Origin of the sequence: uncultured Victivallis sp. (assembly GCF_944391105.1) — a bacterium.
GTDB lineage: Bacteria > Verrucomicrobiota > Lentisphaeria > Victivallales > Victivallaceae > Victivallis.
This window is the reverse complement of record NZ_CALXSK010000003.1, coordinates 46,628-67,586: the sequence shown is the minus strand read 5'-3', so window position 1 is coordinate 67,586 and position 20,959 is coordinate 46,628. Positions and strand designations below refer to the sequence as shown.

Below are 20,959 nucleotides of genomic sequence, written 5' to 3'. Positions count from 1 at the left end.
TTTCTCCGCTCGAAAACGTTCACAAAACCAGCTTCATCGGTGTATAACGGACACCGGACGCCTCGCATGCGGGCGCGCTCTCGACGAACCCCCACGCCCGGTACGCCCCGACCGCCCCCGGAGAAGAGTACACCGTGATCTCCGCAAGCCCGGGCGACGCTTTTTTCGCAAACCGCAGCGCCCGCTCGAGCAGCCGCGACGCTATGCCGCACTGCTGAAACTCCGGCGAGACGAAGAGCATCGAAATGTGCCGGAACCCTTCGAGCTCAATCAGGCCGATGATCTCCCCGTCGAGCAGAGCAACGAACATCAGATGCTCCCGGCTCTGTCGCCGCGCGATCGCCTCCGGATAAATGTATGCCGCAAAATTACGCGCCCCCTCCTCCGTGTAGAACGGACGCATCGAATCTTCAAAGCAGGCCGCCGCAACCATCGCCGCGCCGGTTTCGTCGCCGGGACGGAACGGACGGATCGTCGGGACGGCGCTCATTCCTCCTCCGTCTCCCCGGGTTCATCGCCGGAGAGGTCGCTGAAACTCGGAACCGGGCGGTCGGGGCTCGTGTAGACCTTCAGCGCCTCGCCCGTCGTCCGCAGCTTTTCGCGCTCGGCAAGCTCCTTCAAATAACGGTAGCTGTTGTACTGGCTGCGCGCACCGGAATAGTGATCGACCTTCGGCCTGGTGTAAACGCCCGAGCCGAGCAGCCGTCTCCCCTTGTCGGTATCAGCGAGCTGAAAGTGCAGCAGCCGCAGGCAGATTTCACGGATCCGCTCATCCTCGACCGGGAACAGAAGTTCGACCCGGCGGTCGAGATTCCGGTACATCCAGTCCGCACTCGCAAGATAGTACTCCGGATCCCCGCCGTTGCCGAAGTAGAAGAGCCGCGTGTGTTCCAGATAACGGTCCACAATGCTCATGACCCGCGCATTCTCCTGCCCCGGCTTCGGCTTGTAGCCGCAGATTCCGCGCACGATGAGGTCGATCTCGACCCCCGCGTCGGCCGCGCGGTGCAGCAGCCGGATGATCTTCTCGTCCGACAGGCTGTTCATCTTCGCGATGATCCGCCCCGGATGATCGGGCGTGGAGTGTTCGATCTCCCGCTCGATCAGTGCGGAAACCCGGCGGCGCATGTCGAAAGGAGAAGCCGCGATCTTGCGCCACGCCGCCGGAGGCGACGAGTAGCCGGTCAGCACGTTGAAGAGGTTCGCCACGTCGAAACAGAGATCCGGATCGCACGACATGATTCCCATGTCGGTATAGATCGCCGCGGTCTTGTCGTTGTAGTTTCCGGTCGCGAGATGCACGTAGCGACGGATCGCCCCCTCTTCACGCCGTACCACCAGCAGCGCCTTGCAGTGAACCTTCAGCCCCGCCACTCCGTAGACCACATGTGCGCCGGACTCCTCCAGCAGCCGCGCCCAGACGATGTTGTTCCCCTCGTCGAAACGCGCCTTGAGCTCGACCACGACCGTCACCTGCTTGCCGTTCTCGGCCGCACGCTGCAGGGCTCGCACCACGGGGGAGTTGCCGCTCACGCGATAGAGCGTCTGCTTGATCGCAAGCACATCCGGATCCTCCGCCGCTTCCTCCAGAAACCGGATGATCGGCGCAAACGAGTGGTACGGCGGCGCGACCAGCACGCTGCCGTGTGCGGAGATCGTCTCGAACACCGTCTGTTCCCCGGAGAATGCCGACGGCATCACCGGAGGCCATGCCGGTTCGAGCAATTCCGGCAGATGTGCCTTGCCGACCAGTTCAAAAAACTGTTTCAAATGCAGCGGACCGCGCACGAAATACCAGAACTGCTCGTCGAGACGGAACTCCCTGGCCAGCCACTTCACAAGCGGCCCGCGGCTGCCGGCGATGAGTTCGATCCGGATCGGTTCGCGGTGGCGACGCTGAAGCAGATTCTTCTCGATGCTCTGCATGAGATCTTCGGCGTCGCTGTCCTCGACCGAAAAATCCATGTCCCTTGTGATGCGGAACGGGAAAAACTCTTCGATTTCACAGCCCGTGAAGAGCGTCCCGAGGTTGTCCATAATCAGATCCTCAAGCAGCATAAATGCGCGTCCCGGCTGTCCGTCGCGCACCTCCACGAACCGCGGCAGCAACTCCGGGACCTCCACAAACGCGTAGACCAGTTCGTCCCGCCCCGCCGGACGCATGCTCACCGCGATCTCAATCGAACCGGAGTTCAGAATCGGGAACGGATGCGCCGAATCGACCGCCAGCGGCGTCAGAACGGGCAGAACCTGCGCCCGGAAGTAACTCGACAACTCCCCGCGCACCGCCGGAGCGATCCCGGCCGGCGTAACCAGCCGCACCCCGTGTCTCGCAAGTTCCGGGAGAATTTCGTCCGTCAGACAGTCGTGCTGGCGGCGCAGCAGTTTTTCAAGTTTCTTGCGCAACTTCCGGAGCTGGTCGGACGGGCGGTTTCCCGCCGGGTCCGGCAGTTCCTTGCCCATCTTCACAAGCTGGCGCAGCCCCGCGATGCGCACCATGAAAAACTCGTCGAGGTTGCTGCTGAAAATCGCAATGAACTTCAACCGCTCCAGCACGGGATTGGCAACACACTCCGCTTCGTCAAGAACCCGCGCGTTGAAATCCATCCACGAAAGCTCGCGGCTGATGAAAAGCTCGCTGTCGTTGAACTCTGTTTCCTTCTTCTTCGTCATGATGCAAACGGAACCTCCTCAATCTTCAGCTCAAGGCCGAACACCTCGTTGAACATCCCCCCTTTGAGTTCGAGATAGAGCCGCTCCTGGCGAAAACTCCCCGAAGCCGGCACCTGAATGACCAGCGTGTGTCCGCGCAGAATAAGTTTCATCCGCCGAAAACGCCCCTGCCGGGTGCAGTCGAGCGCATCGGCCACGCGCAGAATCGCCGCAAGTTTCAACACCGTAACCTTGTCCTCGGCGGAGAGAAGCATGTACTCCGGATGCGACTCCTTCGGGCCGGATTTGCGATGGTAGCGCGCCACAGCCGCCACCACCCGCAGCTCCGTATCGCTCATCCCCGGCAGCTGCAGGTTGCTGATGAGGTAGCACGAGTGTTTGTGGTGCTGGCGCGTATCGACGAACCGCCCGATGTCATGCAGAAACGCGGCGACCTCAAGCAGCACCGCCGCACGCGGGGCAAATTCAAAATTTCTCCGCAGCTTTTCGAACAGCGCCGCAGCGATCCCCGCCACGTTGGCCGCGTGCTGCGCGTCGTATCCGTATTTGCGCCCGACCGCGCCGCAGACAGCGACGAGATCGTCGTGAAACGGATCCTTCTCCCCTTTCCGGCTGCGGCGGACCAGATCCTGAATCAGCGCAGTGCGGGTCGTTGCCCCGGGGCAGAGAAACATTTCACAGTTGAACTCCTCAAGGAAATATCCGAGAATCGCCGCGCATGCCGACACGCCCGCTGCGGAACTCTCCGGAATCTTGTATTCGGCAGCCAGCGCCGCCGGGTCCGCGGCGACCGCCCGCTTGACAGCGGCGGCGAGATCGTCACAGGAAAGTTTCAACACCTCATCCTCACCGCCCTCGGGGCTCTCGCCGGCGAAGCCGCCGGTGAGCATCCGAACCGAAGCCCCCATCGCCACGAGCGTCACCGGCCGCGCAGGATCCAATCCCACAGTTTCGCGCAGCCGCTGGCGGATGTCCTGCGACCGGAGCGTTTCAAGAATCTGCTCGATTGAGAACGAGGAGCGTCCGAACGCATCGACCAGACGGCTCGTCCCGAGCGGAACTGCCTCCGAAAAACGCATGAGCCCTCCGTCGAACCAGCTCACCAGCAGCGAACCGGTGCCGACGATAAGGCAGAGTCCCGCGAGCTCGTCGAACGGCAGCGTCCGGCGCAGCGCCTCACGCATGGAAAGAAAACAGATTCTGGTTTCCTCCTGACTCTCAAGGATTTCCAGAGAAAGATTCGAGACGCTGCGAATCCGGTTGATGACCAGTTCCCGATTGAACGCCTCGCGCACAGCCGAAGTCGCCACGACCCGGCAGCTCCGCACCCGGTATTCGGCGAGTTTCCGGGAGAAATCCGCCATGACCGTTCCGAGCGCCGACAGATTCTCCGGCGAAACCGAACCGTGCCGGAAAACGTCGTACCCGAGATTCACCGTTCTGGAAAGGCTCTCCAGAAGCGTGATCCGCCCCCCCGAAGCCACCTCAAAAAGATCGAGCCGCGTCGAATGCGCGCCGACGTCGATCACACCGGCCTGGTAGGGATAACCGTTCTTTCTGCCCATCAGCGAAACTCCTTCTCCGTCAGAACCAGTGCATCACGTCGGGATTCAGATTGATGTAGTTCTTCTTCGCGTTGCGCGCGATGCCGCGCGCGGTCACAGCGTTCAGCCCGACCCGCAGCGTGACCCAGTCGCCCGCGCCATCCATCTGCGGCTCGGGATAGAAACTTGCGAAGTAGACGCCGTCCACCACGAGCGCAACCTGCTCCGAGCCGAAATTTCCCGTGAGCATCTGCCACTGCAGCTTTCCGAACCGGTCGACCAGAAACTGCAGATCGAAAAGATCCGGGTCGCCGGGACGGGAAACCACCCGGGCGTCCTGAATGTTCTTGCTGCTGAAGAGCTGATTCGTGTTGATCCAGACCGTCCCGCCGTCGAGCGTCGGGATCTCCCGTTCAAGCTCACCAGAACGGCTCGGATGGCGGACGATCGAATTCACATGAATGACGTATTTGCGCCTGTACTCCGTGCTGTTCGGGTTGTCGGTGATTTCGGCGTCGGGATCCATCGCCTCCTCCCACGCCTCCTGAATGGCTTCGCAGCCGGAAAACAGCACCGCAATGGACAGAGCCCCCGCCCACAACGCGATTTTTTTTCTTTTCATCGTCTCTTCAACTCCTCCTCATTCCCCGGATGCGCCGGGCTCAGAACAGACTGAATGCACCCGGATTCATAATTTCATAGTTTTTCTTCGCATTACGGGCAATGCCGCGCGCCGTAACCGGATCGAGACCGACCCGCAGAAAGATCCAGTAAGTCGAGTCGTTCTCCGGCTGCTCCGGATAGAAACTCACGAAATAGGTCCCGTCCACAATCAGCGCGACCGGTTCTCCCGCATGATTTCCCGAAAGCAGCTGCCACTGCAGCCGTCCAAACCGGTCGACCTTGATCTCGAGATCGTAGAGATCGGGGTTGCCGGGACGCGGAACGGCCTTGACCCGCTTGATGTTCTTGCTGCTGAAAAGCTGGTTCTTCCGAATCCAGATGGTTTTCCCGTCGAGCGTCGGGATATCCTGTTCGTTCTCCGTCGCCCGCGGATATTTTACGATCGCATGCAGAGAAAGTTCATACTTTTTCTGCTGAGACTCGGCCTCCTCCGCCTCGACCTCCTCCGGGGTATCCTCGTAGGTGACCGCCTCCTCCCACGCCTCCTTGAACGCCTCGCAGCCGGTTCCCGCTGCCAGAATGAAAAGCGCGAAGGCGCATGCCGCCGCCAGATTTTTCTTCATTTCCGCTGTTTTCTCCGGTTTCAATTCGATTTTTTGTTTTTCGCTGTTGCCATAACCATTGACACCATGTATATTAACGCCGGATTGAACAAAATTCCAGTTTGAACGGTAAATTTTTCATGAGAAACTATGCAGTCATCGGCGATCCCGTTGAACACAGCCGCTCCCCCGGGATGCAGAACGCCGCATTCGAATTCCACCACCTCGGCTCCCCCTATGTGAAATATCATGTGCGCCCGGCCGAACTCGGCGACTTTGTCGAATTCGCAAAGCGGCAGCTCGCCGGCTTCAACTGCACCGTGCCTCACAAGGCGGCGATCATCCCGTTTCTCGACGAAGTCGATCCCGACGCGCTTGCCGCGCAGAGCGTGAACACCGTCACGGTCGATGAAAACGGCCGCCTCTCCGGAACCAGCACCGACGGTTACGGTCTCGAAACGGCGCTCCGGGAAAATTTCGGAAAAGATGTTGAAGGAGCGGAATTCTGTTTCATCGGCTGCGGCGGCGCGGCTCATGCGACGGCGTTCCACCTCGCGCGACGCGGCGCAAAAACGATCCGTATCGCGAACCGAACCATCGAAAAGGCGGAGGAGCTCGCTGAAAAACTGAGCAAATGCTTCCCCTCGCTCGAACTCGACACCGCCTCCCCCCGCGACAACGGGACGCTCTCAGACTGGTTCGCCCGGACGAACTTTCTCATCCAGGCCACGAGTCTCGGGCTGAAGTTTGCGGATCCGCCGCCGTTCGACCTCGAACTGCTTACGCCCGACCTGAAACTCGCGGTGTTCGACACGATCTACCTCGACACGCCGCTGCTCAAACGCGCGAAAGAGCTCGGACTTCCCGCCGCGGGCGGCAGCGCGATGCTGCTCTATCAGGGGGCGAAGTCGTTTGAAATCTGGACCGGACTGCCCGCCCCGATCGAAGAGATGCGCGCCGGGATGGAGGGGAAACCATCATGTTGAACGGACTTCTGCGCCTGACCGATCAGGCGAATTACTACTGGTGGACGCGCGCGGGATTCGGCGACGAATTCGTGATCGGGTTCTTTCTGCTCGCAAGTTTTCTGCTCGGAAGCTGTCTCGGGAGTTTCCTCAACGTCTGCATCTGGCGGATGCCGCTCGGGGAATCGATCGTGACCGCGCCGTCGCACTGCACGAAGTGCGGCACGCCGATCCACTGGTACGACAACATTCCGATCGCAAGTTATCTCGTGCTGCGGGGCCGCTGCCGCAGCTGCAAGGCGCCGATTTCGCCGCGCTACGTGATCGTTGAAACGCTGACCGGTCTGCTCTTCGCACTGCTCGTCGTGAAAGTCGGCGCCTTCCGGCAGCCGCCCGCGACGGTGATGGCGTATTTTGCGATGACGCTGCTCTGCATCACAACGATCTGGATCGATTTCGAACACCGGCTCATTCCGGATGCGACGACCTTCCCGGCGATGCTGTTCGGCGTCGCGGCTTCGGCGGCGTTCCCGTCGATCTGGGGCGTGGAAAACCGCTTTCTCGCTGCGGGATTCGCTCTCGGCTCGGGAGCGGTTGCGGGCGGACTTCTCGCACTTTTCGCCATCGTCGGGCGCGCAGTTGCAAAGCGGGAGGTGCTCGGATGGGGGGATGTCAAGTACACTGCCGCGGCCGGAATTCTGCTCGGATTGCCCGGAGCGTTCTTTTCGGTGCTGGCGGGCAGTCTGCTCGGCTCGATTTACGGGGTCGCCTGCGCGCTCCGCGGCGGAAAAAAACTCGCCCGCACGACGGTTCCGCTCGGGCCGTTTCTCGCGTTCGGCAGCCTGATCTGGATGTTCTCGGGGGAGAGACTGCTGCGCTGGTATCTCGCGTTTTTCGCCGGCCGGGAAGTGTAAAAACCCGATTCGGGGCTTGCACTCTCTCAGCGGAGTGCTATATTACCAGAAAAATGGATCGTCAATCAGAGTGAATGCAACCTAAGGAGTAAGAAGATGGCTTCCATGTTTGATGCGGCGAAGAAAGTTTACGAAGATCTCGGTGTGGATGTCGAAGCGGCATTCAAGCGGCTCGACCAGATTCCGGTGAGCCTTCACTGCTGGCAGGGCGACGATGTTGCAGGATTTGAAAACAGCGACGCGCTCGACGGCGGCATCGCCGTGACCGGCAACTATCCGGGACGCGCCCGGAACGCCGACGAACTGCGCGCCGACATCGAAAAGGTGCTCTCCTTCCTCCCCGGAAAAAAGCGGCTGAATCTCCATGCGATCTACGCGGAAACCGACGGCAGGCCGGTCAAGCGCAACGAAATCGAGCCGAAACACTTCGCACGCTGGGTCGACTGGGCGAAAGAGCACGATCTCGGGCTTGACTTCAACCCCTCCTACTTCTCGCATCCGATGATGCGGGACGGACTGACCCTTTCGAGCCCCGACGCGGGCGTCCGGCGGTTCTGGGTCGAACACGGCATCGCCTGCCGTACGATCGCGGAGAGCTTCGGCAAAAAACTGCGCAACACATGCATCACGAACTTCTGGGTGCCGGACGGCTTCAAGGACACCCCGTTCGACCGGCTCTCCCCGCGCGAGCGGCTGGCCGATTCGCTCGACAAGATCTTCGCGTCTCCATGCAATCCGCGCTACAACCGTGATGCGGTTGAGTGCAAGCTCTTCGGCATCGGCGCCGAAAGCTGCACGGTCGGGTCGCACGAATTCTACATGGGTTACGCGATGAAGAACGGCAAACTGCTCTGCCTCGACGCGGGCCACTTCCATCCGACCGAAGTGATCTCCGACAAGATCACGAGCACGCTGATGTTCCTCGACGAGATTCTGCTGCATGTGAGCCGCGGCGTCCGCTGGGACAGCGACCACGTCGTCACGATGACGGAGGAACTCCGTGCGATCGCCGAGGAGATCGTCCGCCACAACTACGACAAGCGCGTCCACATCGGGCTGGACTACTTCGACGCCTCGATCAACCGCGTCATGGCCTGGACGATCGGCGCGCGCAACATGTACAAGGCGCTTTTGATGGCTCTGACCGAACCGGCCGCTCTCATCCGCAAGGCGGAGAAGTCCGGCGACAAGAGCAGCCGCCTCGCCTGGATGGAGGAGGCGAAAACCCTTCCGTTCGGTGCAGTCTGGGAAGAGTACTGCCGCCGCCACGACGTCCCCGGCTCCTGCTGGATCGACGAGGCGAAAGCCTACGAGAAAGAGGTCCTCGCCAAACGCGGATAAGCCCGGCAGACAGGGCCCGCGCGGCTCCCGGAAAAATTCGGGAGCCTTTGTTCGTTTAAACCGGAAACATCCTCCAGGGAAGAGAAAGGGAAGAGATTCATCATGTCACTTGCGATCATCCGCGAACTCTCGAACCGCTACGGCGCCGACCCCTCCTATGTTCTTGCGGGAGGCGGGAACACCTCCTGCAAAGATGAAAAATTCCTCTATGTCAAGCCCAGCGGAGTCGCACTGGCCGACATCACGGAGTCCGATTTCGTAAAGATGGAGCGCGAAGTGATCCGCCGGGTCTTTTCCCTGCCGGAATACGCCGACGCATCCGAACGGGAAGCGATGGTGACGAAGCTCATGGCCTTCGCCGTGACGGGGAATGCCGCGCGCCGTCCCTCGGTGGAAGCGCCGCTGCACGAACTCATGCCGTTCACCTACATCGTGCATCTGCATCCGGCGGCGGTCAACGGGCTGACCTGCTCGCAGAACGGGCCGGCCGAATGTGCGAAACTCTTTCCGGAGGCGCTCTGGATTCCGGAGACCGATCCCGGTTTCACGCTCGCGAAAACCGTCCATGATGCGAGTGTGAAATACGAAGCCGCTCACGGGCGGCCCGCATCGATGATCTTTCTGCAGAACCACGGCGTTTTCGTCGGCGGAAATTCCGCTGAAGAGATCGACAACGCCTACAGCCGGATCATGTCCACGCTGCGCACCGTCTACGAGAAAGCGGGCATCGCAACCGTGCCGGAAACCGGAAAACTCGACGAGGATTTCGCCTTTGAACTCGCGCCGAAACTGCGCGGCTGGCTCGGGGACGGCAAGACGCCGAAGACGGTGAAAACCCTGGCCCCCTTCCGCACGGCACGCGGCGCATTCACGCCCGATCACATTGTCTATGCGAAATCCTATTCGCTGATCTCCGACGATCCGACCGAAGCGGAGATTCTCGCATTTGAACAGAAATACGGTTACAAACCGTTCGTGGTGGAAGTCCCCGGCAAGGCGGTGTTCTGCGCCGGGGCGACCGGCAGAGGCGCCGAAACCGTCGCATTGCTTGCGCAGGACGGAGCGCTCGTTCAGCAGCTCACGGCGGCGTTCGGCGGACCGCGGACGCTCTCCGACGCGGGGCGCGGCTTCATCGAAAACTGGGAGGCGGAATCCTACCGGAAGAAGGTCGCCGGCGGCGCGAGCGTGAGGCTCTCCGGCAAAGTCGCGGTCGTGACCGGCGGTGCGCAGGGATTCGGCTATGGAATCGCCGAAGAGCTTGCCGCCGAAGGGGCGACGGTTGTCATCGCCGACCTGAATGCGGCTGGAGCGCAGTCCGCCGCGGCAAGACTCAAGGCGCCGGGCGGCGCTTGCGCGGTCGCGGTCAACATCGCGGACGAATCATCGGTCGAAGCGATGGTCCGCTCGGTCGTGCTCACATGCGGGGGGATCGACCTCTTCGTTGCGAACGCCGGTGTACTCAAGGCCGGTTCGGTCAAGAGTTTCGAGAAGCGCGACTGGGAGTTCGTCACCAGCGTGAACTACACGGGCTACTTTCTCTGCGTCAAGCATGTTTCCGCCGTCATGGCGCGGCAGAACCGCTGCTGCGCGGCGTGGACCGACATCGTGCAGGTCAACTCCAAGAGCGGACTTGTCGGGAGCAACCGGAACGGCGCCTACGCGGGCAGCAAATTCGGCACGGTGGGGCTCACGCAGAGCTTTGCGCTCGAACTTGTGACCGACCGGATCAAGGTCAACAGCGTCTGCCCGGGGAACTTCTTCGACGGGCCGCTCTGGTCGGATCCGACCAGGGGACTTTTCGTGCAGTACCTGAACAGCGGCAAGGTTCCGGGCGCCAAAACCGTTGCGGACGTGAAACTTCATTACGAAAAACAGATCCCGATGCACCGCGGCTGCTACCCCTCGGACGTGGCAAAAGCGATCGTCTACGCGGTCTGCCAATCTTACGAAACCGGCCAGGCGATCCCGGTCACGGGCGGCCAGGTCATGTTGAACTAAACAAGAGGAAATATGAGCAAAACGATTCTGTTTCAGGGAGATTCGATCACGGACTGCGGCCGCACATGCAGCCAGGATCCGTCGACGAGTCTCGGCATGGGTTATCCGTTCTTCATCTCGGCGCGGCTGCAGGCGGACCATCTCGGCGCCGAACCGGTGGTCATCAACCGCGGCATCAGCGGAAACCGGGTGGTGGATCTTTATGCGCGCTGGAAAATCGACACGCTGAATTTGAATCCGGACGTGCTGTCGATCCTGATCGGCGTAAACGACACCTGGCATGAATTTGCCAGCGGAAACGGCGTGGAAATCCCCCGCTACGCGGAATTTTATCGGAAGCTGATCGACTGGACGCTTGAAAAACTTCCGAAGTGCTCGCTCGTGCTGTGCGAGCCGTTCGTGCTGGAGACCGGCGTGGTGGCTCCGGCCTGGGTCGTCGAGATCAATGAGCGGCGCAAAGTCGTCAAAGCTCTTGCCGAAGAGTATGAAACCGTATTCGTTCCGTTCCAGAGCGTCCTCTCGGAGGCGGCGGCGAAAGCGGGAGATCCGGCGAAGATTCTCGGAGACGGCGTTCACCCGACCCCGTGCGGCCACCAGATCATGGCCGACGCGTGGCTCAAGGCCGCAGCCTGCGTGCTGTAACCCGGGAGGCATCATGAAGCAGCAGATTCACGATCTCCTTGTGGAGATGGGGGAAGACCCGACACGCGAGGGGCTGATCGACACTCCCGCCCGTGTGGAAAAGAGCCTCCGCTACCTCACCCGCGGTTATACGCAAACGCTCGAAAAGGTGGTGAACGGCGCTTTGTTCGAGGCGGAGTCCGACGATATGGTCATCGTGCGCGACATTGAATTTTTCAGTCTCTGCGAACACCACATGCTGCCGTTTTTCGGGAAATGTCACGTCGGCTACATTCCGAACGGCAAGATCATCGGAGTGAGCAAAGTCGCGCGCATTGTGGACATGTTCGCGCGGCGGCTTCAGGTGCAGGAGCGGCTCACGAAACAGATCTCGGAGGCGTTGCTGAGCATTCTCGGCGCCCAGGGGGTCGGCGTGGTCATGGAGGCGCAGCACCTCTGCATGCAGATGCGCGGTGTTGAGAAGCAGCACTCGGTCATGACGACAAGTTCCATGGTCGGGTCGTTCCGGCGCGAACTTGCGACCCGCAACGAATTCACGCGCCTGATCCGATGAGGGCACTGGTACAGAGGGCGGCCCGCGGCAGCGTCGAAGTCGCGGGCGAACGGATCGGCGAAATCGGTCCGGGGTTGGTCATCCTGCTCGGGATCACGCATTCCGACACGGAAAAAGAGGCGGCATTCGTCGCGGAGAAGTGCATGAATCTGCGCATCTTCGAGGACGAAGCGGGCAAGATGAACCGTTCGCTGCTCGACATCGGCGGCGAGGCGCTGGTCGTATCGCAGTTCACGCTCTACGGCGACGCCTCGCACGGACGGCGGCCTTCGTTCACGGAAGCGGCCCGCCCGGAACAGGCCAATCCGCTGTATGAAACCTTCATCGAACTGTGCCGCAGCTACGGGGTGCGGGTCGCAACCGGGCAATTCGGTGCGGAGATGAAACTCTCCCTCGTGAATGACGGCCCGGTGACAATCATGGTGGAGTCACGATAGTATGAGCAAAGGGGTGGTGGTACTCGGAGCGACAGGCTCCATCGGGAAAAGCGCGCGGTCGGCACTGGCGGCGCTGCCGGACCGTTTCCGGGTGGTGGGGCTGGTCGCCCGAAACAATCTCGAAGAACTTGCAGTCCAGGCGATGCAGTTTCATCCGGCATGGACCGTCACCGCGGATCCGGCCAGGGAACGGGAACTGGCAAACCGCCTTCCCCCCGATTGCCGGAGCGCGGGCGGAATGGAAAAGGTGCTGGAACTGGTCACGTCGCCGGAAACCGACATCGTGCTCTGCGCAATCGTCGGAACCGCCGGGCTCGAACCGGTCATTGCGGCGATCCGGGCGGGGAAACGGATCGCGCTCGCAAGCAAGGAGGTGCTGGTTCTGGCCGGAGAGATCATCAACCGTGAACTTGCCGCCCATCCCGAAAGTGAAATCATCCCGGTCGACAGCGAACACTCGGCGATTTTCCAGTGCCTCGCGGGGCGGCGGCCGGGGGAGATCAAAAATCTCTATCTGACCGCCTCCGGCGGTGCGTTCCGGGAGTGGACGCGTGCGGAGATCGCCGCGGCAACCATCGAGGACGCGCTCGCTCATCCGACCTGGAACATGGGGGCGAAAGTCACGATCGACTCCGCTTCGATGATGAACAAGGCACTTGAAATGGTCGAGGCCCGTCACCTGTTCGGGGTCCGGCCGGAGCAGATCAGAGTGCTGATCCACCCGCAGTCGGTCATTCACTCCCTCGTGGAACTTGCCGATTCGAGCCTTATCGCCCAGCTTTCGAGACCCGACATGCGGTTTGCGATCACGTATGCGCTGACGTATCCCGAACGGGCGGCGACGGATCTGCCGGAGCTCGATTTCGCCGCGCGGTTGTCGCTCGATCTGCAGCTGCCGGAGCCGGGAAAATATCCCGCGCTCGAATTCGCCCGCGAAGCGATGGAGCGCGGCGGCACGCTGCCCGGCGTGATGAATGCGGCCAACGAGGTCGCGGTCGACCGGTTCCGCCGCGGCGAGATCCCCTTCCCCGCGATCTGGAAGATCATCGAAAAGACCATGGCCGCCCACGAAACGCGGCCGCAGAGCGATCTGACCGTCATCCGGGCGGCGGACTCGTGGGCGCGCCGGTATGCGGAAGGAGTGAAGGGATGAACCGCAAATGCCGGTTTTATCTCGCATCTGCGGGAATCGTGCTTCTGGCGATTGTTCTGCGTCTGTTCCGGCTCGGGGACGCACTGGAATACGATGAGATCTGGACGTTTGAAAATTATGCCTCAGGACCGTTCTCCCGGATCTTTACGGAACTGGCGCTGCCGAACAACCACCCGCTGAACTCTCTCTTCATCAAATGGATCTACGTCCCGGGAATGGCGCCGCAATGGATTCGGCTGCCGGCCCTGGCAGCGGGGATTCTGGCCGTTCCGCTGGCGGGCATTGCGACGTTTGGATTGTGGAAACGGCGGAGCGCGGCACTGTGGGCGATGTTTTTCCTCGCGGTTCTTCCTGGAGCGGTGTTCTATTCGCAGCAGGCGCGCGGCTACTCGCTGCAACTGTGTCTGCTGCTGCTGTTCACCGCCGGGCTTGTCACGGTGCGACGCCATCCGGTTCCGGGCGTCATCGGAATTCTGCTCGGGTCGATCGGTTCGATGCTGACTCTGCCGACCTCCGCATTCTATCTCGGCGCGATCGGCTGCGTCAGCGTATACCGCTGCCGGGAGCACTGGAAGAGGTATCTGCCGGGATTGGCGGCGCTCGCCGCAGGCGGAATTTTCAGCCTGGCCTGGGTGTGGATGAATCTGGAGAATTATGCGGCAAACCAGGAGTGGGGTATCACGATTGGGTCGCTCGCGGAATTCTTCACCTTTTTCACAGGGCAGATGCTCGCCGGAATTCCGTTTTATCTTTTCGTGCTTTTGCTTGCGGCGTTTCTCCTGGGATTCCATCGTTCCTGGCCGGTGTTGTGGGTGTGGGGGTGTTTGACTGCGGCGGCACTGCTCTTCAACGGAGGGCCCGAGCGGACCTATCTGCCGCTGGTGGCGGCCACCGCGCTTGCGGCGGCATACGGCTGTACACAGCTGGAGCGGCGCTTCCCGAAGCTGCGGCGGGTGATTTTCTTTGTTGTTGCGGCCGCAGGTTTATACTGGATCGCGGCAGCCTATCAGAAACCGTACCCGGACTGGTACGCGCTGCATGAAGAGATCCGGGAGCTGCCGGCGGAACTCACGATTCTCCTGCCCGCCAACGACCTGCTGCCACTCGCCTGGAACAACTGTCCCGACGCGTATCATGAGCAGCGGCGTCGACTTCTGCAGCGGCCCACCGGGCGGGCCAGAGAACTGCTGATTCTGAACCGCAGCAACCTCCAGGCATTGAACGGGGCGGTGGCAAACGGAGCGGAACAGGAAATTTCGATCGACGTGCCGGGAGTTCCGGTGCGTCTCAACGCGCTGAACGGCTATCTGTACGGCCTGGAAGAACTCAGAAGCGCCCCTGCTTCCGGAGATACGGTCATCGCATTCATCCGTCCCCTGCCCGAAGAGGAGGCGATTCCTTTGTTCAACATGTTCCTGAAGCTCAAAAACAGCCTCGCACTGAACCTGTGGCTGTGCCCTCCCGTCTCCGTAGAGAACAACCGGTATCGGTATTATCTGCTGGGGGCGAGGATTGAGGATCCCGGCGAACTGGACTGGGAATATTTTCTGAACAAAATCCCCGGAGCCACTGCGGTTTTCCGCATCGTTCCGGCCGGAAAAAGAGAATAAATCCGGTTGAAACACTTGAAAAAAACAGAAAAAACTGTTATGCTATATTCATATGTTTTAGTAAAAAGAGGAGGATGCGCTCTCCACGTATTCTCCCGGAAATAAAGAAAAGGGAAAAGAATTAATGATACTGGACTGGATCCTGAATATACTTTCCATTGTTTTTGTATTTGTGGCGATCGGGTTCTGCATTTTCTCGCACGAGCTCGGTCACTTTCTCGCGGCCAAGTGGCGCGGACTGCACATTGATGCGTTCTCGCTCGGATTCAAACCGTTCTGGCGGAAGAAAATCAACGGAGTGGAATACCGTCTCGGCTGGCTGCCGTTCGGCGGCTACGTCGAACTGCCGCAGGTCGACGCGACCGACGCGATTCCGAAGGCGGCAGACGGCACCGAACTGCCGCGCGCCAAACCGCTGGACCGGATCATCACCGCGGTGGCCGGACCGCTTTTCAACATTCTCTCGGGGTTGCTGATCGGCTGTTTCGTCTGGTGGATCGGGATTCCGCAGGATTCGCCGAAAATGCGGGAGCTCTCCGTGCTCACGGTCGATCAAAGCGGACCCGAATGGGCCGCCGGTCTCCGTCCCGGGGACAAGATCATGCGAATCAACGGCGAACCGTTCTTCGCGACCTGGAAGGAGGTCATCCTCAACAAAATCCTGCTGACGGTCGGAGAAGTCACCTTCGACGTGGAGCGGGACGGTAAGATCATTCACATCGCCTATGTCCCGGCGGAGAATCCGAATGCGCCGAGCCAGCTCCGGGCGGAGGGAATCGCCTGGCCGTTCTTCACGGTTCTCGTGCCGATCGTGATCTATCCGGAGGCTGGGTCGCCGGCGGAACAGGCGGGGATCGAGCCGGGGGACGTCGTAATCGCCGTCGACGGCAAACCGCTGTCGGAATTTCTCGAATATCAGAGCGCAATCGACCTCGCGGGCAGCCGCGGTCTGCCGGTTCGGCTGACCCTGCTGCGCGGCGGAAAACAACTCGAGGTGAGCGTACAGCCCAAAGACATTCCAGAACTTGCCGGAGAGGAAAACACCTCTTATCTGATCGGAATCAACTTCGATGTCGCAAAGAACGGAAACAAACCGCTGGTCGGCTCTCTCATTTCCGGCTATCCCGCCGAGGCGGCGGGGGTTCAGCCGGGAGACAAACTTTTGAAAGTCAACGGGGTTCCGGTCTCCAGCAACGTGGAGTTCAAACAGCTGATCACCAAAAACAAGAAGGCGAAAGCCGTCATCGAACTCGAACGGAACGGGGAAAAACACGAACTCGCCATCGAACCGATCGTCTGCACGCCGCAGACCATCGGAGCCGAGATCGAGATGCTCGACCATCCGACGCCGTTTCAGCAGCTCGGGAACACGGTCGAGATGACCCGCAAATCCCTCGTCGGCATTCTGGTCGGACTCGGCAACAAGCTCGGACTGACGGAACAGACCAGCTCGCTCAAGCCGAGCCACATGTCCGGAGTGCTCGGAATGGGGACAGTTCTCTTCACCTCGGTGCGACATGCCTCGATCATGAGCGCGATCTACTTTCTGGTCATCATCTCGTTCGCACTGGCGATCTTCAATTTGTTTCCGCTGCCGGTGCTTGACGGCGGACACATCATGTTCGGCCTGATAGAGATCATCTTCCGGAAACCGTTGCCGACCGTCATCATCAAGGGATTGTCGATGGTCTTCGTCGTACTGCTGATCGGGCTTATGGTTTACGTCACGTTCTCCGACGGCCGCCGACTGCTGCGTCAGACTCATCTGCTTCCGATAAAGACGGAAGCCCCTGAAAAAAATCTTCCGGAACCGGAAACGGATTCCGGGCAGCCTCAAACAGAAGAGAACCATGGTACCACGGCGCAATAGCAGAATCATCCGGATTGGAAACGTCGTCATCGGCGGCGGGAATCCGATTTCAATCCAGTCGATGACCAACACCGACACGCGTGACGTCGCTTCGACGCTTGCGCAGATCCGGCAGCTGCATGAACTCGGCTGCGAAATCATCCGGCTCGCGGTTCCGGATCCGGAAGCGGCGCGCGCGCTGGCGGCAATCCGGGCGGAGAGCCCGATTCCGCTCGTGGCGGACATCCATTTCGACTACCGGCTCGCGCTCGCGGCGATGGAGAGCAATGTCGACGCCGTCCGGCTCAATCCCGGCAATCTCGGCGACGGTCTGGAGCTTGTGGCGGCCGAGGCGGTCAGACGAAACATACCGATCCGGGTCGGAGCGAATTCCGGGAGCGTGCGGCCCGCGCTGCTGCGCAAATTCGAGCTTCAGGGGATGAGCCGCGACGAGGCGATGGCCGAAGCGCTTGTGGAAAGTGCACTCGAACAGTGCCGGATGCTGGAACAACTCGGTGTCACGGCGATCAAGGCGGCGTTGAAATCCTCCAGCGTCCCGGTGACGGTTGCGGCTTACCGCAAATTTGCGGAACGGACGGATTACCCGCTGCACATCGGCGTGACCGAAGCGGGAACGCCGGGGCGCGGCATTGTAAAATCGGCAGTCGGCATCGGCACACTGCTCATGGAGGGTATCGGCGACACATTGCGGGTCAGTCTCACGGGAGACCCGGCGGAAGAGGTCGTCACGGGCAGGCGGATTCTTGAGGCGTGCGGCCTGCGCAGCGCCTCGCCGGAAATCGTATCATGCCCGACCTGCGGCCGCACGGAGATCGACCTCATCGGTCTCGCGGAACGGGCAGAAGAACTCGTGGAATCGATCAAGCGGAACGGATACGAGATTCATCTGCGCAAAATCGCGGTCATGGGTTGTGCGGTCAACGGTCCCGGCGAGGCGCACGATGCGGACCTCGGCATGGCCGGGAGCAAAAACGGACAGCTTGTCATCTTCAAACTCGGCAAAGTGATCGGAGCGTTTGAGCCCGAGGCCGGATTTGAATGTTTCAAGGCGGAAATTCTGAAATGCAGTCAGAAAAAGGAGAGGGAACAATGATGAAATTCCGATGGATGCAACTGCTTCCGGCAGCGGCGCTCATATTGGGCGGAACCGCAGTCGAGGCAAAAGTGGAACTCGCACCGGTCTTTTCCGACAATGCGGTTCTGCAGCGCGACATGGAAGTCCCGGTCTGGGGCTGGGCCGATCCGGGCGAAAGTGTGACCGTGAAATTCGCGGATCAGACCCTGACGACCACTGCGGCAAACGACGGCAAGTGGATGGTCAAACTTGCTCCCCTCGCCGCCAGCAAGGAGAACCGCACGCTCGAAGCCTCCGGCCCGACGAACACGGTGAGCGCGAAGAACGTCCTCGTCGGAGAAGTGTGGATCGCCAGCGGCCAGTCCAACATGGAGATGCCGCTCTGGGGCGGCGGAGCGAATTTCCGCCACCGCAACGCGAACGGCACCGGCAAGGAAGTCGCCGACAAAACCAACATCCCGACCTTCCGTTTCACCCGGATGCCCCGTCAGTGGAGCGGCACGGCTATGACGAAGGAGCCGGTGAAATGGAATCTCGCCGTTCCCGGCCAGGAGCTCGAAGCGGCAAGCGCAGCCGCATTCTTCTTCGCCAGAGAACTCGTGAAAGAGCTCGACGTTCCGGTCGGCATCATCGGCGCCTACTGGGGCGGAACCCGGATCGAACCGTGGACGCCGCCGGAAGGGTTTGACTCGGTTCCGGAACTCGCAAACATCGCGAAAACCGTAAATGCGAAACTCCCCGGGACGAGTGATTACAAGGCCGTCAGCGACAAGGTCATGGTCGATTACGCCGCCTGGATGGAAAAGTACAAAAATGCGATCGCCAACGGTCAGCAACCGCCGACTCCGCCCGCGTTTCCGGCGGAACAGCAGCCGTTCAACAACCATCAGCAGCCGACGGTGCTCTTCAACAAGATGCTCGCGACTTACGTGCCTTATGCCGTGCGCGGTGCGATCTGGTATCAGGGCGAAGCGAACCTCGGCGACCGGATGCTCTACAAGCACAAGATGCAGGCACTGCTGAACGGCTGGCGCAAAGTGTTCCAGAATCCCGGAATGTCGTTCTATTTCGCGCAGCTTGCTCCGTTCACCTACGGCGGCGATCCGACGGTCCTGCCGCAGCTCTGGGAGGCACAGCAGGCGTTTGTCGACGCGAATGAGAAGGTCGGCATGGCGGTCATCACCGACGCGGTTCACAACATCCGCGACATCCATCCCGCCGACAAAGAGGTGGTCGGCAAACGGCTTGCGTATCTGGCTCTGAAGAATGATTACGGCCGCAGCGACATCAAAGCCGATTCGCCGCGTCTCAAAGATTCGAAGGTCGAAGGGAATGCGTTCGTTCTCGACTTCAACTTCGTCGAAAGCTGGAAAAATGCGGACAACATTCCGTTCTTCGAAGTTGCCGGCATGGACGGTGTGTTTTATCCGGCCAAAGCGGTGGTTGACGGCACGAAGATCCGCGTCAGTTCCGACCAGGTCGCCGAACCCAGGAGCGTGCGCTACATGTGGAATCAGACGAACGAAGGGAAACTCGCGAATGAAGCGGGTCTTGTCCTCGGCTCGTTCCGGATCGAATACAAACCGAGCTTTGACGAACTGCTCGCTTATTACAATGCGAACAGCAAACTTGTCTATGAATACGACCTCAAGAGCGGTTCCGGTTTCGGCGACAAGACGAAAGTCCGGTACACGGTCGACAACAGCGACGCGATCAAGGGGAAACTCACCCGGATCACCTACATCGCCCGGCTCGACGGCAACGATGGGAACATGCAGTTCGTCTGCGTCTCGATGGATCCGTTCACCCAGAATGTGAAGCAGATCGGTGTGCCGGTCCGCTCCACGGGCGCGCTGTTCCAGACCCGCGTGCGCAATATGAACGTGCTTTCGAACGTCGACAGCATCAGAACCGGGAAATTCAATGAAGGCAACATCGAATTCTGGCCGAACAACTATGCGCAGTACAACCGGGCCGGGATTCCGAACGCCAGCAATCAGGTCTTCGATTTCGGCGACCAGATTGACAACAACGTCAAGACGGGTTACGGCTCAATGCAGATCCACAACTTCGGGGCTCGTCAGACGATTTTCGCGTACAACCGTTTCGAAGGCGGTTCGAACGCCGACCTCGGAATCGGCAACCAGCCGGTCAACAATCCGGACTGGACCTTCTCGAACGCCGCGAAAAACTACAGCAAGGCGACTTTGTATGTCTTTGTCGATGAAGTTCCGCGCAAGACGGAATCCGAACTCATGGGCCAGGTTACGGCACGCGTGCCGGAAGCCGGCTCGATGAAGCTCGCCTACGCCTATGATCTCAAGAGCGGCTCCGGCTTCGGCGACAGAACCCGTGTCAACTATGAGTTCGACAACAGTGCCGCTTTGACCGGCAAGGCGAAAAAGGTCGCATACCTCATGGTTCTGACCGGCAACGACAACCAGGAGAGCTGGGTTTACGCGGGAATGGATGCTTTCGATCCGAGTGTTGCCAAACTCGGCGTCCCGACCAAATCGACCGGCGCGGTTTTCCAGAAGAAGATCGCCAATCTCGAAGTCAAGTCCAACACGAACAAGGTCAAGACCGGCACGTTCGCGGAGGGCAACATCGAATTCTGGTCCTGCAACTACGGCAACCGTAACGCGGCGGGTATCCCCGGCGCGTCAGACTCCACCTTCGATTTCGGTGACGAACGCATTACGGGAGTTGATCCCGGCTACGGCTCGATGCAGATTCACAACTTCGGAGAAAAACAGACGGTTTTCGCCTACAACAATTTCTCCGTCGGCGGAAATTCGGACATCGGCATCGGCAATCAGCCCGTCAACAATCCGGACTGGACTTTCTCCGGCGCCCTGAAGAACTACAGGAACGCGTGGCTCTACGTCCTCGTCAGCATGGAGTAACCGCGAAATAACGAATTCGGGCTCCGGAATCCGTGATTCCGGAGCCCGTTTT

17 protein-coding genes are annotated in these 20,959 nt (G+C 60.3%); 12 read left to right on the top strand and 5 right to left on the bottom strand.

Annotation, left to right across the window (positions count from 1 at the left end):
- Positions 1-19: 19 nt before the first annotated feature.
- From Q0K10_RS02135 to Q0K10_RS02115, 5 genes are read right to left on the bottom strand one after another with little or no spacing between them, the layout of a single operon-like run.
- Entirely contained in the window at positions 20-490 is a 471-nt protein-coding gene (locus tag Q0K10_RS02135; RefSeq protein ID WP_294502532.1) for a GNAT family N-acetyltransferase, read from the bottom strand.
- Positions 487-2,673: a polyphosphate kinase 1 gene (gene ppk1 / locus Q0K10_RS02130; RefSeq protein WP_294502530.1), complete on the bottom strand. Its 2,187-nt coding sequence runs from the start codon at positions 2,671-2,673 to the stop codon at positions 487-489. Before ppk1 ends, Q0K10_RS02135 begins: the two co-directional genes overlap by 4 nt.
- On the bottom strand, positions 2,670-4,238 hold the full coding sequence (locus Q0K10_RS02125) for an HD domain-containing protein (RefSeq protein ID WP_294502527.1): 1,569 nt from the start codon (positions 4,236-4,238) through the stop codon (positions 2,670-2,672). Before Q0K10_RS02125 ends, ppk1 begins: the two co-directional genes overlap by 4 nt.
- A gap of 19 nt (positions 4,239-4,257) precedes the next feature.
- Entirely contained in the window at positions 4,258-4,839 is a 582-nt protein-coding gene (locus tag Q0K10_RS02120) for a hypothetical protein (protein WP_294502525.1), read from the bottom strand.
- Positions 4,840-4,879: 40 nt separating this feature from the next.
- Complete coding sequence (locus Q0K10_RS02115) at positions 4,880-5,464, bottom strand: hypothetical protein (RefSeq protein ID WP_294502522.1); 585 nt, start codon at positions 5,462-5,464, stop codon at positions 4,880-4,882.
- 119 nt (positions 5,465-5,583) lie between these two features.
- Between Q0K10_RS02115 and aroE the strand changes: the two genes are divergently transcribed.
- The 12 genes from aroE (at position 5,584) to Q0K10_RS02055 (ending at position 20,907) form a co-directional block, all read left to right on the top strand.
- Positions 5,584-6,429 carry a shikimate dehydrogenase gene (gene aroE / locus Q0K10_RS02110; protein WP_294502520.1) on the top strand — a complete coding sequence of 282 codons (846 nt, stop codon included), beginning with the start codon at positions 5,584-5,586 and terminating at the stop codon, positions 6,427-6,429.
- A complete protein-coding gene (locus Q0K10_RS02105) occupies positions 6,423-7,322 on the top strand; it encodes an A24 family peptidase (protein WP_294502518.1) in 900 nt (299 codons plus the stop codon). The genes aroE and Q0K10_RS02105 overlap by 7 nt, the downstream gene beginning before the upstream one ends.
- 96 nt (positions 7,323-7,418) lie before the next feature.
- Positions 7,419-8,663, top strand: a complete 1,245-nt coding sequence (locus Q0K10_RS02100; RefSeq protein ID WP_294502515.1) for an L-rhamnose isomerase — start codon at positions 7,419-7,421, stop codon at positions 8,661-8,663.
- 102 nt (positions 8,664-8,765) lie between these two features.
- Complete coding sequence (locus Q0K10_RS02095; protein WP_294502512.1) at positions 8,766-10,661, top strand: SDR family NAD(P)-dependent oxidoreductase; 1,896 nt, start codon at positions 8,766-8,768, stop codon at positions 10,659-10,661.
- A 12-nt stretch (positions 10,662-10,673) separates the two neighbouring features.
- Positions 10,674-11,303, top strand: a complete 630-nt coding sequence (locus Q0K10_RS02090; protein ID WP_294502510.1) for an SGNH/GDSL hydrolase family protein — start codon at positions 10,674-10,676, stop codon at positions 11,301-11,303.
- A 13-nt stretch (positions 11,304-11,316) separates the two neighbouring features.
- On the top strand, positions 11,317-11,856 hold the full coding sequence (folE, locus tag Q0K10_RS02085; RefSeq protein WP_294502508.1) for a GTP cyclohydrolase I FolE: 540 nt from the start codon (positions 11,317-11,319) through the stop codon (positions 11,854-11,856).
- Positions 11,853-12,293, top strand: coding sequence for a D-aminoacyl-tRNA deacylase (dtd, locus tag Q0K10_RS02080; protein ID WP_294502505.1), 441 nt, complete (start codon positions 11,853-11,855; stop codon positions 12,291-12,293). The genes folE and dtd overlap by 4 nt, the downstream gene beginning before the upstream one ends.
- A gap of 1 nt (position 12,294) precedes the next feature.
- The gene (gene dxr / locus Q0K10_RS02075) at positions 12,295-13,446 is read left to right on the top strand and encodes a 1-deoxy-D-xylulose-5-phosphate reductoisomerase (RefSeq protein ID WP_294502503.1); all 1,152 of its coding nucleotides are present in this window, start codon (positions 12,295-12,297) and stop codon (positions 13,444-13,446) included.
- A complete protein-coding gene (locus tag Q0K10_RS02070; RefSeq protein WP_294502500.1) occupies positions 13,443-15,056 on the top strand; it encodes a hypothetical protein in 1,614 nt (537 codons plus the stop codon). Before dxr ends, Q0K10_RS02070 begins: the two co-directional genes overlap by 4 nt.
- Positions 15,057-15,180: 124 nt before the next feature.
- Positions 15,181-16,926 carry a site-2 protease family protein gene (locus tag Q0K10_RS02065; protein WP_294502498.1) on the top strand — a complete coding sequence of 582 codons (1,746 nt, stop codon included), beginning with the start codon at positions 15,181-15,183 and terminating at the stop codon, positions 16,924-16,926.
- Positions 16,907-18,019, top strand: coding sequence for a flavodoxin-dependent (E)-4-hydroxy-3-methylbut-2-enyl-diphosphate synthase (ispG, locus tag Q0K10_RS02060; RefSeq protein WP_294502496.1), 1,113 nt, complete (start codon positions 16,907-16,909; stop codon positions 18,017-18,019). Before Q0K10_RS02065 ends, ispG begins: the two co-directional genes overlap by 20 nt.
- The gene (locus tag Q0K10_RS02055; RefSeq protein WP_294502494.1) at positions 18,016-20,907 is read left to right on the top strand and encodes a sialate O-acetylesterase; all 2,892 of its coding nucleotides are present in this window, start codon (positions 18,016-18,018) and stop codon (positions 20,905-20,907) included. Before ispG ends, Q0K10_RS02055 begins: the two co-directional genes overlap by 4 nt.
- Positions 20,908-20,959 lie beyond the last annotated feature (52 nt).

What these genes read in the sequence shown, in the direction of transcription:
- Q0K10_RS02135 (WP_294502532.1), bottom strand. Translation starts at nt 490, where the DNA reads ATGAGCGCCGTCCCGACGATCCGTCCGTTCCGTCCCGGCGACGAAACC.
- ppk1 (WP_294502530.1), bottom strand. Translation starts at nt 2,673, where the DNA reads ATGACGAAGAAGAAGGAAACAGAGTTCAACGACAGCGAGCTTTTCATC.
- Q0K10_RS02125 (WP_294502527.1), bottom strand. Translation starts at nt 4,238, where the DNA reads ATGGGCAGAAAGAACGGTTATCCCTACCAGGCCGGTGTGATCGACGTC.
- Q0K10_RS02120 (WP_294502525.1), bottom strand. Translation starts at nt 4,839, where the DNA reads ATGAAAAGAAAAAAAATCGCGTTGTGGGCGGGGGCTCTGTCCATTGCG.
- Q0K10_RS02115 (WP_294502522.1), bottom strand. Translation starts at nt 5,464, where the DNA reads ATGAAGAAAAATCTGGCGGCGGCATGCGCCTTCGCGCTTTTCATTCTG.
- aroE (WP_294502520.1), top strand. Translation starts at nt 5,584, where the DNA reads ATGAGAAACTATGCAGTCATCGGCGATCCCGTTGAACACAGCCGCTCC.
- Q0K10_RS02105 (WP_294502518.1), top strand. Translation starts at nt 6,423, where the DNA reads ATGTTGAACGGACTTCTGCGCCTGACCGATCAGGCGAATTACTACTGG.
- Q0K10_RS02100 (WP_294502515.1), top strand. Translation starts at nt 7,419, where the DNA reads ATGGCTTCCATGTTTGATGCGGCGAAGAAAGTTTACGAAGATCTCGGT.
- Q0K10_RS02095 (WP_294502512.1), top strand. Translation starts at nt 8,766, where the DNA reads ATGTCACTTGCGATCATCCGCGAACTCTCGAACCGCTACGGCGCCGAC.
- Q0K10_RS02090 (WP_294502510.1), top strand. Translation starts at nt 10,674, where the DNA reads ATGAGCAAAACGATTCTGTTTCAGGGAGATTCGATCACGGACTGCGGC.
- folE (WP_294502508.1), top strand. Translation starts at nt 11,317, where the DNA reads ATGAAGCAGCAGATTCACGATCTCCTTGTGGAGATGGGGGAAGACCCG.
- dtd (WP_294502505.1), top strand. Translation starts at nt 11,853, where the DNA reads ATGAGGGCACTGGTACAGAGGGCGGCCCGCGGCAGCGTCGAAGTCGCG.
- dxr (WP_294502503.1), top strand. Translation starts at nt 12,295, where the DNA reads ATGAGCAAAGGGGTGGTGGTACTCGGAGCGACAGGCTCCATCGGGAAA.
- Q0K10_RS02070 (WP_294502500.1), top strand. Translation starts at nt 13,443, where the DNA reads ATGAACCGCAAATGCCGGTTTTATCTCGCATCTGCGGGAATCGTGCTT.
- Q0K10_RS02065 (WP_294502498.1), top strand. Translation starts at nt 15,181, where the DNA reads ATGATACTGGACTGGATCCTGAATATACTTTCCATTGTTTTTGTATTT.
- ispG (WP_294502496.1), top strand. Translation starts at nt 16,907, where the DNA reads ATGGTACCACGGCGCAATAGCAGAATCATCCGGATTGGAAACGTCGTC.
- Q0K10_RS02055 (WP_294502494.1), top strand. Translation starts at nt 18,016, where the DNA reads ATGATGAAATTCCGATGGATGCAACTGCTTCCGGCAGCGGCGCTCATA.